This window comes from Polynucleobacter rarus (assembly GCF_003072505.1).
GTDB classification, from domain to species: Bacteria; Pseudomonadota; Gammaproteobacteria; order Burkholderiales; family Burkholderiaceae; genus Polynucleobacter; species Polynucleobacter rarus.
In genome coordinates, this window is record NZ_NTGB01000001.1 from 1,683,068 (window position 1) to 1,705,402 (window position 22,335).

The 22,335-nt window shown below is 40.2% G+C and carries 21 protein-coding genes; 2 read left to right on the top strand and 19 right to left on the bottom strand.

Annotation, left to right across the window (positions count from 1 at the left end; all coding sequences use genetic code 11):
* Positions 1-315 precede the first annotated feature (315 nt).
* Positions 316-1,983: a DEAD/DEAH box helicase gene (locus tag AOC35_RS07925; RefSeq protein ID WP_108646576.1), complete on the top strand. Its 1,668-nt coding sequence runs from the start codon at positions 316-318 to the stop codon at positions 1,981-1,983.
* 14 nt (positions 1,984-1,997) lie between these two features.
* Here AOC35_RS07925 and AOC35_RS07930 read toward each other — a convergent pair whose 3' ends face one another.
* The 4 genes from AOC35_RS07930 to AOC35_RS07945 are packed head-to-tail and all read right to left on the bottom strand — an operon-like array spanning position 1,998 to position 5,224.
* The gene (locus AOC35_RS07930) at positions 1,998-3,206 is read right to left on the bottom strand and encodes a heme biosynthesis HemY N-terminal domain-containing protein (protein ID WP_108646577.1); all 1,209 of its coding nucleotides are present in this window, start codon (positions 3,204-3,206) and stop codon (positions 1,998-2,000) included.
* Between the two features lies 1 nt (position 3,207).
* Positions 3,208-4,050 (bottom strand): hypothetical protein, encoded by an 843-nt coding sequence (locus AOC35_RS07935; protein WP_108646578.1) that lies wholly within the window; start codon positions 4,048-4,050, stop codon positions 3,208-3,210.
* Between the two features lie 5 nt (positions 4,051-4,055).
* Positions 4,056-4,898 carry a uroporphyrinogen-III synthase gene (locus tag AOC35_RS07940; protein WP_159077523.1) on the bottom strand — a complete coding sequence of 281 codons (843 nt, stop codon included), beginning with the start codon at positions 4,896-4,898 and terminating at the stop codon, positions 4,056-4,058.
* Positions 4,895-5,224 (bottom strand): hypothetical protein, encoded by a 330-nt coding sequence (locus tag AOC35_RS07945; RefSeq protein ID WP_108646580.1) that lies wholly within the window; start codon positions 5,222-5,224, stop codon positions 4,895-4,897. The genes AOC35_RS07940 and AOC35_RS07945 overlap by 4 nt, the downstream gene beginning before the upstream one ends.
* Here AOC35_RS07945 and argH point away from each other — a divergent pair.
* Positions 5,223-6,644, top strand: coding sequence for an argininosuccinate lyase (gene argH / locus AOC35_RS07950; RefSeq protein WP_108646581.1), 1,422 nt, complete (start codon positions 5,223-5,225; stop codon positions 6,642-6,644). The two genes, AOC35_RS07945 and argH, sit on opposite strands and share 2 nt — an antisense overlap.
* 102 nt (positions 6,645-6,746) lie before the next feature.
* Here argH and AOC35_RS07955 read toward each other — a convergent pair whose 3' ends face one another.
* The 15 genes from AOC35_RS07955 to apbC all read right to left on the bottom strand — a co-directional run bounded on the left by AOC35_RS07955 (position 6,747) and on the right by apbC (position 22,238).
* Positions 6,747-8,999 carry an arginine/lysine/ornithine decarboxylase gene (locus AOC35_RS07955; protein WP_108646582.1) on the bottom strand — a complete coding sequence of 751 codons (2,253 nt, stop codon included), beginning with the start codon at positions 8,997-8,999 and terminating at the stop codon, positions 6,747-6,749.
* Positions 8,996-9,907, bottom strand: a complete 912-nt coding sequence (locus tag AOC35_RS07960; protein WP_108646583.1) for an ion channel — start codon at positions 9,905-9,907, stop codon at positions 8,996-8,998. The genes AOC35_RS07955 and AOC35_RS07960 overlap by 4 nt, the downstream gene beginning before the upstream one ends.
* A gap of 9 nt (positions 9,908-9,916) precedes the next feature.
* Complete coding sequence (gene dcd, locus AOC35_RS07965; protein ID WP_108646584.1) at positions 9,917-10,486, bottom strand: dCTP deaminase; 570 nt, start codon at positions 10,484-10,486, stop codon at positions 9,917-9,919.
* A gap of 48 nt (positions 10,487-10,534) precedes the next feature.
* On the bottom strand, positions 10,535-11,374 hold the full coding sequence (locus AOC35_RS07970) for a formate dehydrogenase accessory sulfurtransferase FdhD (protein WP_108648764.1): 840 nt from the start codon (positions 11,372-11,374) through the stop codon (positions 10,535-10,537).
* A 49-nt stretch (positions 11,375-11,423) separates the two neighbouring features.
* Entirely contained in the window at positions 11,424-11,783 is a 360-nt protein-coding gene (locus tag AOC35_RS07975) for a hypothetical protein (RefSeq protein WP_245898457.1), read from the bottom strand.
* Complete coding sequence (locus AOC35_RS07980) at positions 11,780-12,904, bottom strand: formate dehydrogenase subunit gamma (protein WP_108646585.1); 1,125 nt, start codon at positions 12,902-12,904, stop codon at positions 11,780-11,782. The genes AOC35_RS07975 and AOC35_RS07980 overlap by 4 nt, the downstream gene beginning before the upstream one ends.
* Positions 12,905-12,927: 23 nt before the next feature.
* Complete coding sequence (locus tag AOC35_RS07985; RefSeq protein ID WP_108646586.1) at positions 12,928-13,152, bottom strand: hypothetical protein; 225 nt, start codon at positions 13,150-13,152, stop codon at positions 12,928-12,930.
* Positions 13,149-13,772, bottom strand: a complete 624-nt coding sequence (gene fdh3B, locus AOC35_RS07990; RefSeq protein ID WP_108646587.1) for a formate dehydrogenase FDH3 subunit beta — start codon at positions 13,770-13,772, stop codon at positions 13,149-13,151. Before fdh3B ends, AOC35_RS07985 begins: the two co-directional genes overlap by 4 nt.
* A 27-nt stretch (positions 13,773-13,799) precedes the next feature.
* Positions 13,800-16,769: a formate dehydrogenase subunit alpha gene (locus AOC35_RS07995; RefSeq protein ID WP_108646588.1), complete on the bottom strand. Its 2,970-nt coding sequence runs from the start codon at positions 16,767-16,769 to the stop codon at positions 13,800-13,802.
* A gap of 42 nt (positions 16,770-16,811) precedes the next feature.
* The gene (locus tag AOC35_RS08000) at positions 16,812-17,015 is read right to left on the bottom strand and encodes a twin-arginine translocation signal domain-containing protein (protein ID WP_108646589.1); all 204 of its coding nucleotides are present in this window, start codon (positions 17,013-17,015) and stop codon (positions 16,812-16,814) included.
* Between the two features lie 159 nt (positions 17,016-17,174).
* Positions 17,175-17,816, bottom strand: coding sequence for a TorD/DmsD family molecular chaperone (locus tag AOC35_RS08005; RefSeq protein ID WP_108646590.1), 642 nt, complete (start codon positions 17,814-17,816; stop codon positions 17,175-17,177).
* A gap of 7 nt (positions 17,817-17,823) precedes the next feature.
* Positions 17,824-19,920 (bottom strand): 4Fe-4S binding protein, encoded by a 2,097-nt coding sequence (locus tag AOC35_RS08010; RefSeq protein ID WP_108646591.1) that lies wholly within the window; start codon positions 19,918-19,920, stop codon positions 17,824-17,826.
* Positions 19,901-20,611 carry a DUF3306 domain-containing protein gene (locus AOC35_RS08015; protein ID WP_108646592.1) on the bottom strand — a complete coding sequence of 237 codons (711 nt, stop codon included), beginning with the start codon at positions 20,609-20,611 and terminating at the stop codon, positions 19,901-19,903. The genes AOC35_RS08010 and AOC35_RS08015 overlap by 20 nt, the downstream gene beginning before the upstream one ends.
* The gene (locus AOC35_RS08020; RefSeq protein ID WP_108646593.1) at positions 20,608-21,150 is read right to left on the bottom strand and encodes a DUF3305 domain-containing protein; all 543 of its coding nucleotides are present in this window, start codon (positions 21,148-21,150) and stop codon (positions 20,608-20,610) included. Before AOC35_RS08020 ends, AOC35_RS08015 begins: the two co-directional genes overlap by 4 nt.
* Positions 21,150-22,238: an iron-sulfur cluster carrier protein ApbC gene (gene apbC, locus AOC35_RS08025; protein ID WP_425440623.1), complete on the bottom strand. Its 1,089-nt coding sequence runs from the start codon at positions 22,236-22,238 to the stop codon at positions 21,150-21,152. The genes AOC35_RS08020 and apbC overlap by 1 nt, the downstream gene beginning before the upstream one ends.
* Positions 22,239-22,335: the final 97 nt, after the last annotated feature.

The following is a 22,335-nucleotide window of genomic DNA, read 5'->3' on the forward strand; positions in this document are numbered from 1 at the left end:
AATTGAGGAATTTAAGATATTTATAAAAATAATTAGGACAAACCCTAACATATCATGCAATAATACGCACTGTTGTATATTTCATCGTCCCCAGCAGTGCTGACAAAAACCCCTAAATGTATATTTAGGTTAGTCTTGAAGACGTAGTCGCCCCGAAATCCCATATATTGATTTCACTGAGCAATAACTATTTATTTAGTATTAGCGCCTACTCCTAATGTTGATGGTCGATGCCTTTTGACCTAGTGCGTCTATAACTTGCTCAAGCAGCATGGCGCCAACATTGGAGACACTCTTAATCGGGTGTGAGTAGATATGTCCTTAACTTTTAAAGAATTAAACTTAGCAGCCCCTTTGCTTGAAGCCGTGGAAGCATTAGGCTTTACCTCAACAACCCCTGTACAAGAACAAGTTTTCCCAGCCGCAATGGATGGTGGTGACTTGATGGTGAGTAGTCAAACCGGAAGCGGTAAGACTGCGGCATTCTTATTACCACTTTTACAAAAACTAATTGAAGCAAACCCAAATAACAAACCAATACCCGGTCGTGCAGAACCAACTTACTTGGTACTTTGTCCGACTAGAGAACTTGCTCAACAGGTTGCCGCAGATGCAATTGATTTAGTCAAATTCTGTCGTGGTATCAGAATCGCCACTATTATGGGCGGTATGCCTTACGGTAAACAAATCGCACAAATTAAAGGTGCACAAATCGTTGTAGCGACCCCAGGACGTTTACTCGATTTAAATGATAGTCGTGCTATTCGCTTAGATAAAGTGCAAGCTTTAGTAGTTGATGAAGCAGATCGTATGTTGGACTTAGGTTTTGCCGAGGATTTAGAAAACATTCATCGTCGTTGCGAAACACTTCAGCAAACACTCATGTTCTCAGCAACTTTTGCGCCTAGAATTATGGAATTAGCGGCAGAACTCGTGAATAATCCAACCCGTATCGAGTTAGCTCATGCAGGTGATGTGCACTCGAATATTACACAAACTATGCACTGGGCTGACAGTGTTTCACATAAACATAAAATCTTACGTCACTGGTTATCAGATCCAAGTTTGGACCAAGCAGTTATTTTTGCAAGTACTCAAATTGAGAGTGAAGATATTGCTGAGAACTTACGAGTTGACGGCTATGCGGCGAGTGCCTTGCATGGTGCAATGCCCCAAGCAGTTCGTAATCGTCGCTTAGATTCATTACGTAAAGGTGTCACAAAAATTTTGGTCGCAACTGACGTCGCCGCAAGAGGTATTGACGTACCAACGATTAGCCATGTCATTAACTTTGGCTTACCAATGAAACCTGAAGATTACACACACCGTATCGGTCGTACTGGTCGTGCTGGCAGAAGTGGTGTTGCGATTACGATTGCCCAACATAGTGAAAGAATTAAAATTCGTGCAATTGAACGCTTTACTCAACAGCCTTTACCGGCTTCAGTCATTCCTGGTTTAGAACCCCAGAAAAAACCTGAACAATCCAGTTCAGGACGCCCAGGTGGAAGATCTGGCGGCGGTCGGTCTGGTGGTGGTCGTTCATCTGAGCGTAGCGGTGGTTATGGTGGTGGTAATGGTGGCGGCAATGCACGTCGTGGTGGTCCAAACCGTTCCTCTTTTGAGGGTTCTTCAAGCTCCAGTTACACTGGTGAAAAAAGAACTTTTACTCCATCTGAAGGTGAAAAAAGGACATTTACTCCTTCTGAAGGTCCTAAAAGAACTTTCGCGCCATCTGAAGGTGCAAGCAGCGACAAGTACGGCAAAGGTAGAAGAAGTGAAACCAAATCATTTGGAAAGCCTGATTCAGCTCCACGAACAAGTGCTAAACCCTTTGGTGAGCCAGCCAGAAAGAAACCAGTTGCTACAACAGGTAGTTCGGCAGAACAACGCTATACTGGCCCTAAAGCTAAAGAAGGCGGTTTCAATAGAGATAAACCTGCTAAAACTTTTAGCAAACCATCTGCTTTTCGCCCGCGTTAATTGAAAATATACAACTACTCGTAATTAATTTTATTTGCGAGGAGTTGTATTAATTTTTTCTGATGCACAGCACTTTGCTGTGCATTTTCATTTTCTTCATAGATAGAAAATAATCTAAAGTGGGATTGCTCCTTCAAATCATTCTTCACATGAGGAGAGCTAATTACAGATTCATAACAGGCGATGGACTTGCCCCACAACTGTTGCAAATAACATAACTCCCCCATTGCAAATTGCAGATAATGATTTGCCATATCTTGTTTTAAGAGTTTCTCTATCAGCAGAATGGATTCATTCCTTAAAACACCACTCATTTTGGTATAGCTTGGCACCAACAAAACCAACTCTGGGAAAACTTTAATAGCGAAGCCAAAATCAAATAATTTTTTAGCGTTCGTAGAATCATTCAACTGAATAAAGCCCTTAATAAATAAGCGCATTAAGGCTGGATTTTGTTGATCCACTGAGGATAACTCCTGCCACTGTTTTAGTAGATCTTGACTGGTGTACTGTTTATTATTTAATAGCTGATTTAAAGCTTCTAACATTCTTGCATCAGCCAATAAGGGACTTAAATAATTACGTTTTTTTAGATTGTTTGCCAACCGAATTACTTCTAACCAGTTTTTTGAAATTTGATGCGCTCGCATCGCAATACTTTGCACAAGAAACTGACGTGCACCCTTTTCTTGTAGTTGTTTAATAATTTTTAGGGCAGCACTAGACTGGCGATCATCTACTAAAAACTGTGCCTGTAAAATTAATTTAGCTTGAAGATGTTTTGAATCTTTAATGTTTTCTAAAGCTTCATCACGTGATTCACCATTTTTTAATTGATGATTCGCTTGTGCAACAATCATTAATGCAATATTAGAAGTTTCAGGAAAGAGGCTTGGGAAATGAGCTACTTTAATTGCTTTGCTAAATCTGCCTGCAAATAAATAATCCATGGCCCTAGCCAAGTCCTCAGCAGCCTGTATACTTTTTGATCTTAATCGATAGGCTTTAGCTTTAAGTGGTAAGTTGATTAATTCATTAATTAGACGCAAAGTAACGAAAAAGATACTGCTAAAAATGACAAAAAGAATCAAGGCCATATTCAGGCTTAAGTCTATGCGATGAATATTCCAAAAAAGAACCACATGTCCAGTATTAAATTTCATCAACCAAGCTGCGACGACTGCACCCACTGATAGGATAGCTAACCAAATAAGAAAGCGCATGTTAGTTCTCTTTCATGTTTTTTTGATTAGATTGAAAACCATTTTTAATTTTTTCAAGTTCAATAACTAACTGATCTAAATTGGCTATAAATTTTTTAACTGATTCATCCATTAGGTTGAAATTTTTAGAAATTAATGCGTGTAAGTTTTTTGTTTCAATCAGAGCTTCATGAGCTAGTCCGTTCAAGACCAATTGGCGAATTGTTAAGAGTCTAAGTGTCACTTCTTGCTTCATTAAGGTCTGTGAAGTGGGCGAAATCGCTAATTCAGTTACCGGCGAATCAATCACTTGAACATGAACTAATTCTGTGAAATAGGTTTTTAATGGAATCAGAAATTGCTTAAAAAAACTACTCCACCATCGAATCTCAGCATTAGTAGATCGGTTCGATTTTTCTAATACTGGCTCGACTGAATTTGGTTTTTCAATATTCGTTGTTGATTGAAGGTTGGTAAAAGTTAAAGTATCAACTGAGGCTAATAACTCATTTAAGTGCTTAAAAAATTCTAAAGAAAGCTTGAGATTAACTGATGGCAATGCTCCAACTTCTTCTTTATTCGTGTCTAAAGTTCTACCCAATAGCTCATTTAAGTTTGCTAGTTGACGTGCATTTTTAGTAGTCACTTCTTCCAACGCATTAACCTTTGTGACATTACCACTTAAACGAACTCCTAAAAAAATACAGCCTATCAATAATAAGATAGACGTAATAAATAAGATTGGAATAAAACGGCGAGAATCCAATAATGAAGTTACCTGAAAACCATTTGGCTTTTTAGTGTCAGAAAACTCTCGTGTCACAATAGTTGGGCTATCTTCTTCACCAATTTTGGTGGTCTGCATGTTTATTAGGCTTTCTTTAAGATTAAATTTTTAATACTTTGTGAAATACTTTCCTGTCCTGGCAAAATATTCAACACCCTTGAAAAACCAATATCTTTTGCTGTTTGTGCAATTTTTTCATGTGTAGCTAATGCGATAGATTGACTCAATATTACCTCTTTTAGTCCGAGAGTAATCAAGGTATCAGCTAAGTATTGGCAGGCAAGGGATGAACTCATTACCCAAATTAAAGGCTTATTTTTATCCGCCACATGTAATTTAGATAAATTTTTCCACTTTAAAAGGAAATTTTGCCAATATTCATCATTTTGATCTAAATTTTTTCTTTTATAGATCGAAATCAATTGAACATCGGCTTTCTCGGATTCTAATCGATTGACCAACCAATCTCTTCCGGTATCACCCCTTACGATGAGTACCTTTTTACCATCCCATTTTTTTTCCTGTGCCGACAACTGCAACCAAAGTCCCTCTGAGTCCCACTGTTCTTCATTGGCAGGCTTAACCATTAGTGCAGGTTTGAATCTTGATGCCAAAATGATTTTTTCAGTACCGCCGCCAATCAAAGCCAACTTTAAATGCGTGGGCCAATCATAATGAAAAGTTTTTAATAAATGATCTGCAGTCAAAAATGCATTGGGACTGACAAAACTTAACCACTGTGCGTCTAATAAAGCTTGATAAAACTCTCCGGCCAAGTTTTCATTGACATCCGGAACAATTTCTAACAAGGGAAGACCTAGTACTTCTAAATCGAAGTCATTGAAAATCAAATCGTCTTGAATGGCCTTGATTGCCTGATGAAGTTGATCACGAGGTCTTGTAACGATGATTGTGAATAAATTCAATGGAGTTCCTTGATTTCCAACATTGAGGGTAAAGCAACCCTTTGTGGTGTATCCATAACCGCATCCTGTAATGATTGAATGGCTAAAATTGCCCGATTAGCTAATAACGTAGTTTCTGATTCTTGATTAAAAATGCCTTTAGTTGCTATTTTTGCTATGCTTGTAACGAAAATTTGGGCGCCACCCGAAGTCATGCCTAAAATAGAGGTTTCGCAACGAGGTTCAAACCCTTTTAACAGTTGTTGACTATGCTTCGCCTGCATCTTTGCGGGGTGACTTGCACGAGAAGCCATCACTAATCGTTCTGGGGGTAAAATATTATTCATGTCATCATCCAAACATTCTCTAGATAATAAATCACAAGCGTGGTCAGCCCGCTTCTCAGAACCTGTTTCTGAATTAGTTCAACGTTACACGGCCTCTGTTGGCTTTGATTACCGTATGGCCGAAGTGGACATACTCGGTTCTCTAGCTCATGCACAAATGCTTTCTGAACAAGGAATCATTGCAAAAGAAGACTTTGAACAAATTCAATCGGGTTTATTACAAATCCAATCTGAAATTTTATCAGACGATTTTAATTGGCAATTAGCTCTCGAAGATGTTCACTTAAACATAGAAGCTAGACTAACCCATTTAATTGGCGATGCTGGTAAAAAATTACATACCGCCAGATCTAGAAATGACCAAGTTACTACCGATATTCGCTTATGGACACGACAAGCAATTGATCAAATCTTACAAGAGTTAAAACAATTAAGGCTGGGGTTTTGCAATTTAGCAGAGCAGCATGCAAGTACCATCATGCCGGGCTTTACCCATTTGCAAGTAGCCCAACCAATTACTGTCGGACACCATTTAATGGCTTATGTGGCAATGTTCACAAGAGATGCCAGTCGTCTGGAAGATTGTCGTAAACGTCTTAATGTATTACCTCTAGGTTCTGCCGCTCTAGCGGGCACTAGTTATCCAATTAACCGTGAACGAGTTGCTGAATTACTCGGATTCGATAGCGTTTGCCAAAACTCTCTCGATGGCGTATCTGATCGAGATTTTGCGATTGAGTTTTGTTCCGTTGCATCTATCATCATGACGCATATCTCTCGCTTTTCTGAGGAACTGATCCTATGGATGAGTCCGCAATTTGGGTTCATTGATTTACCTGATCGCTTCTGTACAGGTAGCTCCATCATGCCTCAGAAAAAAAATCCTGATGTTCCGGAATTAGCGAGAGGGAAAACTGGCCGAGTCAATGGTAATTTAGTCAGCTTACTCACTCTGATGAAGGGTCAACCTCTGGCCTACAACAAGGATAACCAGGAAGACAAAGAGCCTTTATTTGATTCCGCTGATACCCTTTTGGATACATTGAAAATTTTTGCTGATATGGTTCCCCATATCCAGTTCAAACCTGATAATCTTCGTTCTGCTGTCGGTAAAGGTTTCGCAACAGCTACCGACTTAGCCGACTACTTGGTGCGTAAGGGAATGGCCTTTAGGGACGCGCATGAGGCCGTAGCGAATGCTGTAAAGGTGAGTGCAAGTCTTGGCCTAGATCTTTCCCAACTCCCCCTGAACGCTCTTAGAGATGCTTGTGAATTAGCAAAGCCAGAAATGATTGGCGAGGACATATATGCTGTTTTAACACTTGAAGGTTCTGTGAATGCTCGCAATCACACTGGTGGTACAGCACCAGAACAGGTACTCAAAGCCATCGCAATCGCTAAAATGAGCCTAAATATTTAAAGGCTAATTTAAAAAACCAAATCACTTTTTAGCCTCATTGTGACCGGTAAAAAAAAGCCTATCTAAATGTTCATTAGATAGGCTTTTTGATAACAAGAGAACTTAAAGATCTTTTACACAATCTACAAAATAGGCTTTTTTACCATCGATTTCATCCTTCACCAAGCCATGAATATCCGTCTCAAAGCCTGGGAATTTTTCATTAAAATCGCGCGCGAATTTTAAATAGTCAACAATCCGTTTGTTAAATCTCTCACCTGGGATTAACAAAGGAATTCCTGGTGGGTAAGGAGTAACTAGCATCGCAGTCACCCTATTTTCTAAATGGTCAATGGAAACCCTTTCAATATCACGGTGCGCCATTTTTGCAAAAGCCTCACTAGGCGGCATAGCAGGAATCATGTCAGATAAATACATTTCTGTGGTCATCTTCGCCACATCATGCTCTCTATAAAATGCATGAATTGTATTGGCAATGTCCTTTAGTCCCACCCTTTCGTATTTTGGATACTTGGTAGCAAACTCGGGCAAACATCTCCATAGAGGCATATTTTTATCATAGTGATCTTTAAATTGTTGCAACTCAGTAACTAGGGTATTCCACCGTCCTTTGGTGATGCCGATGGTGAACATAATAAAGAATGAATATAAGCCTGTTTTTTCAACGATGATGCCATGTTCAGCTAAATACTTTGTCACAATGCTAGCGGGAATACCTTCAACACCAAAATTTCCATCGATATCAATACCAGGCGTTACGATCGTAGCTTTAATTGGGTCAAGCATGTTAAAACCATCGGCTAACTTACCAAAGTTATGCCAACTATCATCTGCATGTAAGATCCAATCTTCTTGAGTGCCAATTCCTTCCTCTACGATGGTATCAGGGCCCCAGACTTTAAACCACCAATCATCTCCGTACTCTGCATCTACCTTTTTCATCGCCCGTCTAAAGTCTAACGCTTCCGCGATAGACTCCTCTACTAGAGCTGTTCCTCCTGGTGGTTCCATCATTGCTGCAGCCACGTCACAAGAAGCAATAATTGCATATTGCGGACTCGTTGATGTGTGCATCAAATAAGACTCATTAAAGCAAGTAGGATCAAGTTTTCTATCATCAGATTCTTGTACTAAAATTTGGGATGCCTGTGATAAGCCAGCCAGTAACTTATGGGTAGATTGGGTTGCAAACACCAAACTCTTTTGAGGTCTGGCACGATCGCGACCTACTGCATGCATATTTTTATAAAAATCGGAGAAGGTTGCATGAGGTAACCAAGCCTCATCAAAATGTAATGAATCTACTTTTCCATCTAACATGGATTTAATCATTTCAACGTTATAAACAACTCCATCATAAGTACTTTGAGTAATCGTTAAAATTCTAGGCAAAGCATTTTTATCTTTAATGAAAGGATTATTATTAATTTTCCTTTGAATATTGCTCCACTCGAACTCTTCTTTTGGAATAGGGCCAATGATGCCAAAATTATTTCTAGTTGGCATTAAAAAGACGGGTATCGCGCCCATCATCATAATGGAGTGAAGAACGGACTTATGACAGTTTCGGTCCACAATCACTATATCGCCTGGAGCAACCGTTGAGTGCCAAACAATCTTATTTGAAGTTGAAGTGCCGTTCGTTACAAAATATAAGTGATCAACCCCGAAAATACGAGCTGCATTGCGCTCACTCGCCGCAACTGGACCGGTATGATCTAACAACTGTCCTAATTCCTCAACCGCATTACAGACGTCTGCTCTGAGCATATTTTCACCAAAAAATTGATGGAATATTTGTCCCACAGGGCTCTTTAAAAAGGCGACTCCACCTGAGTGACCAGGGCAGTGCCAGGAGTAAGAACCTTCCGAGGCATAATGAATTAAAGATTTAAAAAATGGCGGAGCAAGTGAATCTAAATACACTTTGGCTTCACGAATAATGTGACGAGCAACAAATTCCGGCGTATCCTCGTTCATATGAATAAAGCCATGCAATTCGCGCAAAATATCATTCGGAATATTTCTGGAGGTTTTCGTTTCTCCGTATAAAAAGATTGGAATATCTTCATTACGTTTACGCACCGCTTTGACAAAGTTTCTGAGGTTTTCGATCACGTCAACAAAGCCATCAAAATCAGGTTCCGAAAATTCCTCATCATCAATCGATAGGATAAAGCAGGAAGCGCGAGCGGCTTGTTGAGCGAATGAGGTTAAATCACCATAACTAGTCATCCCAAGGGCTTCCATCCCTTCATTTTCAATCGCTTCGGCTAGATCTCTAATGCCAGAACCAGAGATATTTTCAGAGCGAAAATCCTCATCAATGATTACAACAGGGAATTTTAATTTCATGTCAGGTCCTTATTCTCTCCAGCTTTATAGCTTTTTATCTTTTCAAAATTTTCCATACTAATACTTTTACTACCATCACTCGTTGTCTTCAGAAGTTCCACAAAATTAGCATTGTGGAGTATTTGCGAAGGTACATATACATGCCTTGCATACACTTGATTAGCGAAGCTTTCATGATATCCAGTGAATGTGACTAATAGGTGCCAATTTTTCTGACCTGGATTTTTAATGATTTCAGTCAAAGGGCTATTTTCGCTTAATTGGTGAAAAGCTGTCCAACTAAACGTAAACAAGGGTGTTTCATTCCTGTCTAATTTTAGTTCAACTATTTCACGATAGAATTCTTTTTCTTGATTGAGGCGGTCTATTACAAGCCATAAACTAAGCTGCGCCTCTACAATATTGGAAGAGCGTAAATTACCTAACCGGAATCTTAAAACTTTTTTACCATCATGTAAGCCTACAAGTGCCGTTTTAGAAAATCGAATTCCGGCGGTTGGTCTTGTGAAGCGAGCAAACGCAAGTCCCGTTGTTAAAGCTGAAAAAACAATGCCAAAAAAGGCTTCCAAGGAAACAATTGAATTAGGTAAAGTACCGATAGGAGTCATCTGACCATAACCGATAGTTGCCATGGTTTGGACGCTAAAGAAAAACAAATCAATTAGACTATTAGGCCTTGCATTACTGACTGAACCAGGTCCACAGGCATAATACGCAATTGCAAATAAAAAATTAGAAGATAAATAAACGACTACAACTAGCAGGAAAAACATCTGCCAGTTGGTGCTAAGTAACCAGTGGTATAGATTACTTTCAAACTTAGGAATCGTAGGTTTAATTAATTCTGAACGATATTTTTCTAAATCAACTTCAAGATGTTTTTTTGAAAAAAACCGTTTTCCTACCATGGAAATTCCTTAGGTTTTAGGAAGTGTAACTCCTACTTGCCCCTGATATTTTCCGCCGCGGTCTTTATAGGAAGTTTCACAGACTTCATCAGCACCAAAAAACAGGACTTGAGCACAGCCCTCACCTGCATAGATTTTCGCAGGTAATGGTGTTGTATTTGAGAATTCCAAAGTAACGTAGCCTTCCCACTCTGGTTCAAAGGGAGTGACATTGACGATGATTCCGCACCTTGCGTAGGTGCTCTTACCTACACATATAGTCAAAATATCTCTAGGAATCCGGAAATACTCAACAGTTCTAGCTAGAGCAAATGAATTAGGGGGAATGATACAAACATCACCATGAAAGTCAACGAACGACTTCTCGTCAAAATTCTTAGGATCGACGATCGTACTATTAATGTTGGTAAATATTTTGAATTCAGGGGCGCAGCGAATATCATAACCATAGCTAGAAGTGCCATAGCTAACGATTTTTTCACCCAAGGCATTTACACGAATTTGTCCTGGCTCAAACGGCTCAATCATGCCTGTTTGTTCAGCCATACGTCGGATCCAACGGTCAGATTTTATACTCATAGTGTTATTGTAAACAGACTTGCTCAACAAGCCAATAAATTAAGAAATTCAGGGGTTTTCCTGTTGTAATTGAATTCTACTCTGACCTTCATAAATTAAAAAATGTGTCCCAGAACAACGAGCCAGAAGGGTTAAGTTAATTTTTTTTGCGAGTTCTAAACCCATTTGGGTTGCCCCGGAACGGGTCATTAGAAATGGAATCCCCATTTGCCCACCCTTGATAACCATTTCAGAGGTAAGCCTTCCTGTCGTGTAAAAGACGAGATTTCTGCCATCTTTTCGATCCAGCCACATTAAACCTGTAATGGCATCAACTGCATTATGACGCCCAACATCTTCAATAAAGTATAGAAGCTCCACATTGTTATCAATCACTTCAAATACCGCACAAGCATGTACTGATCCAGCTTGTTTATAAATGGAAGGATGTTGCCGTATCTTCTCAATAATTTGATTAATGGCAACTTGGTTCAGCCTCGCGTCAGTTGGTAATTGAATTCGATCTAAATCTGCCATGAACTCACCAAACATTGTCCCTTGACCACAACCAGAGGTTACAACCCTTTTGCTGGTTAATGCTTCAATATCATTTTTTTTGACGATGGTTTTTACAGCAGCTGAATCGGTTTCCCAATCAACTTGAATACTTTCGATATTTTCTATCGTATCGATTAAATTTTGATTTTTAAGATAACCCAAGACTAAAGCTTCAGGTGCTGCCCCCAAAGTCATTAAGGTCACAATCTCTTTTTTATCAAGATAGATAGTGAGTGAGCGCTCCCCAGGAATCGAAATCGTTTGTTTACGACCCTTTTCATCCATCACCTCAACTTCATGGGTAACGGGTAAGGCATTATTGGTTAAATGGGGGAAGTAAATTTCAGGCATAAAAAAACCCATCCTCAAAGAGTCTAAGAACGGGCTGATTCAAAAAGAATTATTTTTTTACTGGTGCTGCAGGTGCACTGGGAGCGGCAGCAACAGCGGGCGCAGCGACAGGAGCAACAGCCAACTCTGCTGGTGGTTCAAATTTTCCAGGATCTTTACAAGGAGGAGTCTCTATGGCTTTTTCACCAGCTTGAGGTTTACTTGCATATTTTTTTGCAACTTTATCTTGTGCGAGACATAACTGATAGGCTGAAACTTTATCATTGTGAGCATTCTTCGCTGCTGTTAAAGCAGCCGCTGCCTTAGCTTCTGGGCTAGGATCTGGCAACTTAGCAAAACTGGATGATGAAATCATTAGTAAGCTTGAGATAGTAATTGCAAATGTTGTAGTTGTATTTAATTTTTTCATGAAGCACTCCGAAGAATTTTTTTAGCTAAATCAGCAGTAGCCGATTTCTCAGGTTCGCGTGACTCTGGGATTTTTCCCGACTCAATGTCCTCTAACCAAGTACTGTGATGTTGTCTGGCCCAAGCCTCATCAACGTAACCTGTTTTCATACCATCAATGGCACCGTCGGTACCGATTGTTCCGATATAAATATGACCCATCGCAAACACCATAATGAGGATGGCTGCAATACCGTGTATAACATTGGCTATCTGCATTGTACCGCGCCAATAATCAAGGCCTGGTACGATCATGTCCAATACCCAACCTGAAGCAGAGACGATTAAACCAAGTGTTGTCATACCAATCCAAAACCACATTTTTTCACCAAAGTTAAAGCGCCCAGCAGCAGCGTGTCCTCTTGCTCCGCCCATAGACTTAATCCAAGCCCAGTCAGATGGTCCAGGAATATTATCTTTAACGAACATGACAAAAAACACAATCACACTAACCGTAAAGAGGGGTCCGACTAGGTTGTGTACATTTTTGAACAGGAACAAAATCAAGCCGTAAAGATAAGATCCAATGATTGGTAACACTAAGTGTTTACCAAACAGAATAAATAGGCCTGTGATTGCTAAAGCAAGAAAACTATATGCCATTGTCCAGTGGGCCAGTCTTTCTACTGCAGTAAAACGCTCAATTTTCTTACCCGTTCTTGGATGTTCTAATTTGATTGGGCCTTTGAAAAAGTAGAAGATAGTGATAGCACTTACCACCAAGATAATCAACCAACCACCAAAAACTGTAATAACGCCATTTCTGAATAAACGCCACTGCTCACCTGATTTTTGAATCAGTACCCCAGCTTCTTTATTGGGGATACTGACATAGTGCGCAGTATCAGAATTAACCGCACGCCAAAAAGGTGCGTTGTTAGCAGGTTGCGTAATTGCCCGTTCGCGTTGTGCTTGCGCATCTGAGCGCGTATCCACATCCATGATGTTGGCAGATTCTACGGCAGGTAAAGACTTAGCAGCAGTCGGAGTAGCAGGTGCAGACTCAGCTGCAAGGCTAGGCAACATGAGTGTGATGCCTAATACACAAGTCAATTGAATCAGTATATTTTTAAAGATTTTCATACATTCCTTCTATCTACCAGCGATTACTCTGTTTTAGTGTATTCGTTCTGATTTTGAGCTCTTGCACGTAATTGCATTTCCCAACTCGTTTTATCGCCTGCGTTCCAACCCTTTTCTACATAAGGATTTTTGGCACCGGTATAAGCTGCTGCATCAGATTTGTTACTTCCCAAAAACTGTGGTTTTTCAGAGCAGGCTGATACCAATAGTGTTAGTAGTGCCATTGAGATTAATCCGACTGATCTCATGATTTTGCTCCTTGAGTTGGCTTACCGTATGCTGACCCCCAACCAAATACATCACCACCAGCCGCTTTACCGTTTCTTTGACGATGCGTAACACGGTTACGGAAAATATCAGAGATCACATCACCATCACCAGCAAGCAATGCTTTGGTAGAACACATTTCAGCACATGCAGGTAACTTACCTTCTGCTAAGCGATTACGACCATATTTTTCAAACTCTTCTTCAGAGCCATTTTCTTCAGGGCCACCAGCACAGAAAGTACATTTGTCCATCTTACCGCGCATGCCAAAGGTTCCTTGACTTGGGAACTGAGGAGCACCAAATGGGCAAGCATAAGAGCAGTAACCACAACCGATACAAGTATCCTTATTATGTAGCACTACACCTTCATCTGTTTTGTAAAAACAAGACACTGGGCAGACTGCCATACATGGGGCGTCTGAGCAATGCATACAAGCAACAGAGATGGACTTCTCAGCACCAATTTCGCCATCATTAATCGTTACCACACGACGGCGATTGACACCCCAAGGTACTTCGTGTTCATTTTTACAAGCTGTAACACAGCCATTACACTCAATACAACGCTCTGAGTCACAAATAAATTTCATTCTTGCCATGATTTTTTCCTCTATTCTTTCTATTTATTAGGCAAATTTTTCAATTTGGCAAACAGTTGTTTTAGTTTCTTGCATCATCGTGACACTATCGTATCCGTATGTTGTAGCTGTATTAACTGCCTCACCCCTAACGATTGGATGCGCTCCTTCAGGATAAGCATCAATAATGTCTTTACCTTGCCACCATCCAGAAAAATGGAATGGAATAAAGGCATGTTCTTCATCGACACGATTCGTTACCAAAGCGCGCACTTTAATTTTTGCGCCTGTTGGGCTTTTCACCCAGACATAGTCATTGTGTTTAATTCCGCGAGTTGCCGCTGCTTTAGGATTGATTTCAACAAAGTTTTCTTGTTGTAACTCAGCTAACCAAGGATTTGAACGCGTTTCTTCACCACCGCCCTCATATTCAACCAAACGTCCAGAGGTCAAAATAATTGGGAACTTTTCATAGACCTTATCCGCAATATTCTTGTCTTGAATGGTCTTGTAAAGCGTTGGTAATCTCCAAAATGCTTTTTTGTCAGCGTGTGTCGGGTACTTTGCAGTCAGGTCAGGTCTCGTGCCATACAAAGGCTCTCTATGCTGAGGAATTGGATCAGGGAAGTTCCAAACAATTGCCCTAGCTTTGGCATTACCAAACGGATGGCAACCATGCTTCATTACAACGCGTTGGATGCCGCCGGACAAGTCAGTTTTCCAGTTTTTACCTTCAGCTGCTTTTTGCTCAGCTTCGGTTAAATCACCCCACCAGCCCAATTTCTTCACTAGGATATGATCAAATTCTGGATAACCAGTCTTAATATCTGAACCGACAGAATGAGATCCATCTTCAGCCAATAAGTTATTGCCTTCTCTTTCTACTCCAAAGTTCGCGCGGAAATTGCCGCCACCTTCCATAACATGCTTGCTTGTGTCATATAAATTAGGTGAGCCAGGATGCTTAATTTCAGCAGTACCATAACATGGCCATGGTAAACCGAAGTAGTCACCCGTCGTATCGTAACCTGTTACTGGATCTTTACCGCCGCGAGATTTGAGAGTCTTAGGATCAAATAAATGCATATTTCTCATATGCGCCTTTAATCTTTCTGGAGTTTGACCGGTGTAACCAATTGTCCAGCATGAACGGTTAATCTCGCCTAAGATTGACTCAATTTCTGGTTCTTTCCAATCTTGACCTGCATACTTTGTGTCAAGCATTTTAAAGTTCTTAGATAATTCTTTACCAAAGCCCAAACGATCTGCAAATGCCTGCATTAAAGTGTGATCAGGCACTGATTCGAAAAGGGGATTAATGACTTTTTCACGCCACTGAATGGAGCGATTCGATGCTGTACAAGTTCCTGAAGTTTCAAATTGTGTCGCTGCCGGTAAAAGATAAACTGCTCTTTTCGCATTAACAGTACTTCCCTCTGACTTCATTGCTGCCATCGCTGCTGTAGCACTTGGATAAGGATCCACAACGACCAATAACTCCAGTGCGTCTAAGGCTTGTTTCATATCCAAACCACGCGTCTGCGAGTTCGGTGCATGACCCCAGAAGAACAGTCCCTTCACGTTCGTTGGTTGGTCGATGAGTTCATTTTTCTCAAGAACAGCATCCACCCAACGAGAAACCGTCGTACCAGACTTCTCCATCATATTTGGTGCAAATTGCGCTTTGATCCAGTCGTATTCAACATCCCAAACCTTAGCAAAATGCTTCCACGCACCAGCAGCCAAGCCATAGTAACCCGGCAATGAATCAGGATTTGGACCAACATCGGTTGCGCCTTGAACGTTATCATGACCACGGAAAATATTCGTACCACCGCCTGATTTGCCGATATTACCGAGGGCTAATTGTACTAAACAAGACATCCGTACAATTGCATTACCAGTGGTGTGTTGTGTTTGACCCATGCACCATACAACTGTTGATGGGCGATTTTCAGCCATAGTCTTAGCAACTAAATAAACTTGTTCTTCCGAAACTCCACAAGCCTCTTCAACAACCTTTGGGCTCCATTTTTCAAGTGCTTCTTTTTTAATTTTTTCCATGCCGTAGACACGGTCATTAATATACTTTTTGTCTTCCCAACCATTTTTAAAAATATGGTACAAAACACCATACAAAAATGGAATATCTGAACCAGAGCGAATTCTTACATACTGATCAGACTTCGCTGCAGTTCTTGTGTAACGTGGGTCAACTACGATTACCTTACAGCCGCTTTCTTTCGCATGCAACAAATGCAACATGGATACTGGGTGCGCTTCAGCAGCGTTAGAGCCAATATACAAAGCAGCCTTAGCGTTTTGCATATCGTTATAACTGTTTGTCATGGCCCCGTAACCCCAAGTGTTTGCCACACCAGCTACTGTGGTTGAGTGGCAAATACGAGCTTGATGATCGGTATTATTGGTACCAAAAAAGGATACGAACTTTCTTAATAAATATGCTTGTTCATTATTGTGTTTTGATGAACCAATAAAGAACAAGGAGTCAGGTCCATTGTCTTTTTTAAGTTCTGACATCTTGGCAGTAATTTCTTCGAGTGCTGTATTCCAAGAAATACGCTTATATTTACCGTCTACCAATTTCATTGGGTATTTGAGGCGGTATTCACCATGTCCATGCTCGCGCAAAGCAGCACCTTTGGCACAGTGAGCACCCATATTGATTGGTGAATCGAAAACAGCTTCTTGACGGGTCCAAACCCCGTTTTCAACCACTGCATCTACTGCACAACCAACTGAGCAATGACTACAAACAGTTCTTTTAACCACAATACCTTGCTCAGCATTAGGTTTAGAGCCCATTGCTTTGGCTTTTTTAACTAGGGTTAATTGTGACCCAGCGATTCCAACGCCAACTCCAAGACCAGAACGCTTCAAGAAAGAGCGACGATCCATGGTTGGGATTACTTGGCTCATGCTTCTAGACAAGTGATTAATAAAATGGGTAGTTGAGCCTGATGAAGACTGCAGATTGGTTTTGCGAGTAAGGTTCATAAATTATCCAATGAAAACGCGAGAAGGATCGTTACAACGAAATTAAACTAAGGTAGTTTTATAGTATTTTTTAACGTGCTCAGAAAGTTGGTAACCATTTTTTTTGGCTGGCGATAAAACTTCTTCAACTTCTGACACAATTTTTTGACCCGTTGGTGTTTGGGATGCAACCACTACAGCCCCTGTTAAAGCTGCTGCACCAACAAAAAAACTTCTACGACTAGTTTTTTGAATGTTTTCAAGCATATTGAACCACCTTTTAATTATTTTAAATTTGGTGTTTTTAGTAAACGCTGTATCGGCAAATTATTACACATTTTGCAGTAGATTTTAATATGCCACAGTATCATTTTTCACAAATTAGGTATATACCCTAATTTTTTGCTAACTTTTTGAAATAAATGACTAAACCATATCAAAAGCTTGGCCTTCTATTTCAAAAAATGACCTCGTGAGGAGGCTAAGTTGACGATAAAGTTGAATATTGGGGTGACTTTCAATTGCATCAAATAATTGATGCGCCCACGGACGGATATGGTCATTAAAAAATTGCTTTTGGGAAGTTAAGTTACAGATGCTTAAATCCTCACCCGCAATCAAATATCTCATTACTTCACATAAACAAGCAATGTGATCTTCAGTTTCAACCACAAGTTCTGAAGATTCAAGTCCTAGATTACTCAAATCATTACGCAATTTGACCAAAGGACGCTCGTGTAAAAATCCAGCCAAATAGTAAGATCCGTATAAGAAGATTTCTTGTTTACCAACGCCAATAAAATTGGATTCATACTCGTCTTCCCAATCTTTAACAGGAGTGGATTTTGCTAAGTCCACTAGGGGATTCCATACTTGTTCTAATAGAGTCAACTCTGCTGAGCTACTTGAATCAACTTCGGAGGAACTACCAATCATATCTAGTAGTGCTTGATCAGGTGCTTTATAGAAGAGTAAGGCTAACAAACCATATAGATCAGCACGCGCCAAATCTTCAGCGGATAAGCCGGTATCTAATTGAATCGCTTCATTGGCATTTAAATCACTCATGTTTTTCCTATTTAAAGTCCTGATGTTCCATCATGTCAATCACCTTGCAATCAGAGCACATCTTTAGCCGTTTTTGAGCTACCCCCTGAAAAGCGGGATGATTGCCAATTTTCAATAACATGGCTTCCATCATTCTTTCTGTTGTAAAAGGTTTGGCACACTTTGTACAATGAAAAGGCTTGGCTTCGTGAATAATTTTCTTTTGTTTTCTTAGCTCAGTTTGGATCAGTCTTGGCTCTAGTGCTAGGGCATTTTCTGGGCAGGTAGAAACACATAAACCACACTGTACGCAATTTTTTTCAATAAAATTTAATTGTGGTGCTTGCAAATGATCTAAGAGTGCACTTTCGGGACAGGCTCCCACGCATGACATACACAAAGTACAACGATTTGAGTCAATTTTAACTGCACCAATCGGTGAGTGACTTGGTAAATCAATTTGCTGGTCTAGCAGTAAAGGTTTTGGCGCATGTTGTAAAAGATGGTCTAAAGAAAATTCCAAGTTTTGACGTTTATCAGATGTAATTGCAAAAGTTGCTAAGGGAACTAAAGGTTTTCTCTTTTGAGTTATCGTTAGATCTTTATCAAGTTGGTCGATACTCAAAAACTGAATCAAGCTAACCCGGGGTTCATAACCCAACTGCACTAAAATTTGATTCGCCAATTCAATTTGTTCTTCAATCAAAGCGCGATAACCGCTGTATTCCTCATTGCTAGATAAAAGAATTACATCCCCAACTCCGTGACATAAAGCAGTTAACCAATATTCAAGTCCAATAGATGCTATGTGGTGGATGGCCAAAGGAACGATGTGCGCTGGTATACCCACAACCGATTTTGAGTGTGTACGACTTCTTTGACCTAATTGATCAATTATTTTTTCACCGCCAGCAGAGCCAGAATGAAACAATATACTAGGCGCTACATCTTCTATGCTTTTAAATGCTTGAAACGCTTTAACAATCGTCGCTGTTTGACGCCCCAAATACTCCACGGTTGTATTAGCATAGGTCATTGCACCTGATGGACAGGCGCTAGCACAGGCTCCACAGCCCATACAAAGGTGAGGATTGACTTCCACTTTTCCTTTGCCAGCAAAAAAAACCGATGAAATGGCTTTTGTCGAACAACTATCAATACAAGCAGTACAGCCCGTTTGACCATTACGACCATGAGCACATAGTTTTTCTTGATATTTAAAAAACCGTGGTTTTTCAAATTCACCGACGGATTGTTGTAATTTTTGAATTGCCCGTTGAATATTTATGACATCCGAACCGGGTGCAAAATAACCTTGAGGTAATTCTGGAACTTTTAAAAATGCCGTTTCATTAAGATCAAGAATAAAATCAAATTCTTCATCTACGGCTTCGCCTAATTGATGAAATTGAATGGCACCAATCGAACCGCACGCCTTAACGCAACTGCGATGATCATTACATAAATCCAATTTAATTTGAAAGCGATCATCAATCGCATCCTCAGGACAAGCCTCAATACAAGCACCACAACCTGTACATAAATCTAATTGAATTGGATTCTCAATTTTCCAGCTCGCCTGAAATTTACCCAGATAGCCTTGAATCGACTCAATCTGTCCACCAACCCAAATGAATGACTTCTGCTCTGGTAACTTCGTAGCATGATTCAGTAAAACGGTAGTATTAAAGTCTTGACTTAAACTTTGAGCAATTTCGAGTGCATTTTCCTGCCCACCAATAATTAATATTCTGCCCCGAGAACTATCGTAACTGACTGTCGCTAATGGTTCTGGCGGAGGCATTTGTGCAAGCGCTAGTAAAGCGTTGATTTTGGCCTGAGCTTGACTACCTTGACGACCCCAACCCGCTGTTTCACGAATATTGACAAAACGAATGGGTGCAATCAATGGCTTATTGGACTGATTTGCAACCTCTTGAAAAAGTGCTCTTTCTTGGGTACACGCCACGATAATTTCATCTGTGGCATCTAAAGTACGCATAAAGCTCCCAATTTCCTGTCGGCATAAGCCTTCATGTACGGTTGGGCCTGCACCTAAAACTTTAGCCAGATTACTTTGATCCAAAGGAATCGTCTTATTACAATTACAAACCAGTGTGGTCATCTTTATTCTCCACCTCAATATTATTTATATTTTTTACCTGCACAGCCTCACCCTTTTGATCCATTGGACTGGTTAAGGTGAAATCAAATTGTTCTTGGTGAGGAACTCCAGTTTTCGCTTTACTCAATGAGACATTTAATTCTGAATTGAGTTCAGAATTCAACTGTACTTCTGGTTCGCTCTTTAAACTATTTGATGGCAACAAGGTACTTTGATCAGAATTAGCAACCTCATCTTCTAGAGGCTTAAAAAGTCCAAGGGCGGTAGATTGATACATTTTTTCTAACATCCCTTCTGGTAAAGGATCCTCGATAGAATAATCATCAATATAAATGTCAAGGCCGTCCATGATATTAAAGTGTGGATCACTAAACAGCTTTTTCATGGCGGCTTGATGCACATCTCCAGCAACATCCTTATTCATAAAAGTCGTAAAGTCTGACTCAGAGGTCAATTTACCAACATCTTCTAAACTAGGACCTTGAGTAGATTTATGGGTAATTTCTTCAGACCCTGGCTCTTTAAGTAATCCCCCATCAGTGAGTTGAGGTTCAGCATTTAGGGCGGGTAAAGAGTTGTCAGTTATCCCTTTATCCGTCACCAGACTTTTTTGACTCTCTATGGATTCAGGTAACTTATTCGCTGTATTTTCAGCTTTTAAGTTTGACCATCTTTTAAAAAAATTACTCACCTCGAACCACCCGAAAATTTATCCTTAGGACGATACGCTCCTTCAAAGGATGCGGGGCGAATCCGCCTTTTGGGCTCTGGTCGATAGTATTCATCAACATATTCTTGTACTGATTTCAAAATCATTGCTGAAAGCGGAAACCGTTCAATCTGCTCACCACCATCCATTAATCTGCCAGCTTCGTTATAACTAAGCATCACACGATGAGGCACAGCGATTTCTTTGAGAGGATGCCAAAGAGCTTCTTCTAATCGCCACATCACAAACCAACTGGGTTCAGGTGAGCTGACATTCAGATAATAACCTTCAGCCTCATCAACAAATAAGTCGAGATTAAACCCTTTAAAAATCCACCGATCAGAATCTTCATCATTGCTGGGGTGTGCGGTAATAATTTCCCGACCAATGGCAACTTGAAACTTCATTGGCTCTTTAAATTGTCCCAGATCAGCCTCAACGCTATCCAAAACCCAACGATGGGATTGCCAAGGATTATCCATGGCTTCCAACCGCATAGCAATGGCTAGTGCAAGACCCATTAGGTGTTTTGAATCACAATGTTAGGAAACTTGCTCGACATGTCTTTAGACATAACAGCAATCTGAATCGCAATTTTTCTAGCAATCGACTTATAAATTTCACTAATTGGACTGTCAGGCTCTGCGACTAAAGTAGGTCTGCCCGAATCAGCTTGTTCACGAATCGATAAATTGAGTGGCAAACTGCCTAAAAAAGAAACAGAATAATCATCACACATTTTCTGCCCGCCGCCAGAGCCAAAAATATGCTCAGAATGGCCGCAAGATGGACAAACATAAACACTCATATTCTCAACAATACCTAAAATTGGAATGCCTACTTTTTCAAACATTTTCAGACCTTTTCTAGCATCTAGTAAAGCAATATCTTGAGGCGTTGTAACAATCACTGCACCAGTAACTGGTACTTTTTGTGAGAGTGTCAATTGAATATCGCCGGTACCTGGTGGCATATCAACAATCAAATAATCTAGGCCTTGCCAATTAGTTTGGCGCAATAGCTGTTCAAGAGCAGAGGTAACCATTGGACCTCTCCAAACCATTGGACTATCAGCTTCAATCAAAAAACCAATCGAGCTAGCTTGTAAGCCGTGACCGTGCATTGGTTCAATCGAATTTTCAGCATAAGAATCTGGACGTCCCGTAATACCTAACATCGTTGGCAAACTAGGGCCATAAATATCCGCGTCTAAAATGCCGACATTAGCACCCTCAGCGGCTAATGCTAAGGCTAAATTAACTGCAGTAGTAGATTTACCTACCCCACCTTTGCCACTCGCGATCGCAATTACATTCTTTACTTCAGAAATCAGTTTGACGCCGCGTTGTACCGCATGCGATGCAATTTCCATACGAACAGTAACACTGACATTAGCTACCTCAGGAATTTGTCTAACCGCAGCGACACAAGCTTTTCTGATCAAATCAAATTGGCTTTTTGATGGGTAGCCTAATACCACTTCAAAAATAACCTCATTTGTATCAATTTTGAGATTTTTAATGGCTTTAGCCGTGACTAAATCGACTCCAGTATTGGGATCTATTACCGTCTTTAACTGACTAAGAATCTGACTTTCTGATAATTGCAAAATTTTCTCCCTAAAAACCTATTTCAAAATAATGTATAACTCTACTGTGATTGGAGAGTTTATGCTTTAAAACAAAGCATTTTCAAGCTTATTTGAT

Bases quoted from the DNA above. Each gene is read 5' to 3' on its own strand.
- AOC35_RS08020 (WP_108646593.1), bottom strand. From the start codon at position 21,150: ATGGGTCTTGCACTAGCCATTGCTATGCGGTTGGAAGCCATGGATAAT.
- AOC35_RS08005 (WP_108646590.1), bottom strand. From the start codon at position 17,816: ATGAGTGATTTAAATGCCAATGAAGCGATTCAATTAGATACCGGCTTA.
- AOC35_RS07925 (WP_108646576.1), top strand. From the start codon at position 316: ATGTCCTTAACTTTTAAAGAATTAAACTTAGCAGCCCCTTTGCTTGAA.
- AOC35_RS08000 (WP_108646589.1), bottom strand. From the start codon at position 17,015: ATGCTTGAAAACATTCAAAAAACTAGTCGTAGAAGTTTTTTTGTTGGT.
- AOC35_RS07985 (WP_108646586.1), bottom strand. From the start codon at position 13,152: ATGAGATCAGTCGGATTAATCTCAATGGCACTACTAACACTATTGGTA.
- AOC35_RS07955 (WP_108646582.1), bottom strand. From the start codon at position 8,999: ATGAAATTAAAATTCCCTGTTGTAATCATTGATGAGGATTTTCGCTCT.
- AOC35_RS07970 (WP_108648764.1), bottom strand. From the start codon at position 11,374: ATGCCTGAAATTTACTTCCCCCATTTAACCAATAATGCCTTACCCGTT.
- AOC35_RS07935 (WP_108646578.1), bottom strand. From the start codon at position 4,050: ATGCAGACCACCAAAATTGGTGAAGAAGATAGCCCAACTATTGTGACA.
- AOC35_RS07930 (WP_108646577.1), bottom strand. From the start codon at position 3,206: ATGCGCTTTCTTATTTGGTTAGCTATCCTATCAGTGGGTGCAGTCGTC.
- argH (WP_108646581.1), top strand. From the start codon at position 5,223: ATGTCATCATCCAAACATTCTCTAGATAATAAATCACAAGCGTGGTCA.
- fdh3B (WP_108646587.1), bottom strand. From the start codon at position 13,772: ATGGCAAGAATGAAATTTATTTGTGACTCAGAGCGTTGTATTGAGTGT.
- dcd (WP_108646584.1), bottom strand. From the start codon at position 10,486: ATGAGTATAAAATCTGACCGTTGGATCCGACGTATGGCTGAACAAACA.
- AOC35_RS08010 (WP_108646591.1), bottom strand. From the start codon at position 19,920: ATGACCACACTGGTTTGTAATTGTAATAAGACGATTCCTTTGGATCAA.
- AOC35_RS07960 (WP_108646583.1), bottom strand. From the start codon at position 9,907: ATGGTAGGAAAACGGTTTTTTTCAAAAAAACATCTTGAAGTTGATTTA.
- AOC35_RS07995 (WP_108646588.1), bottom strand. From the start codon at position 16,769: ATGAACCTTACTCGCAAAACCAATCTGCAGTCTTCATCAGGCTCAACT.
- AOC35_RS07975 (WP_245898457.1), bottom strand. From the start codon at position 11,783: ATGAAAAAATTAAATACAACTACAACATTTGCAATTACTATCTCAAGC.
- AOC35_RS07945 (WP_108646580.1), bottom strand. From the start codon at position 5,224: ATGAATAATATTTTACCCCCAGAACGATTAGTGATGGCTTCTCGTGCA.
- AOC35_RS07980 (WP_108646585.1), bottom strand. From the start codon at position 12,904: ATGAAAATCTTTAAAAATATACTGATTCAATTGACTTGTGTATTAGGC.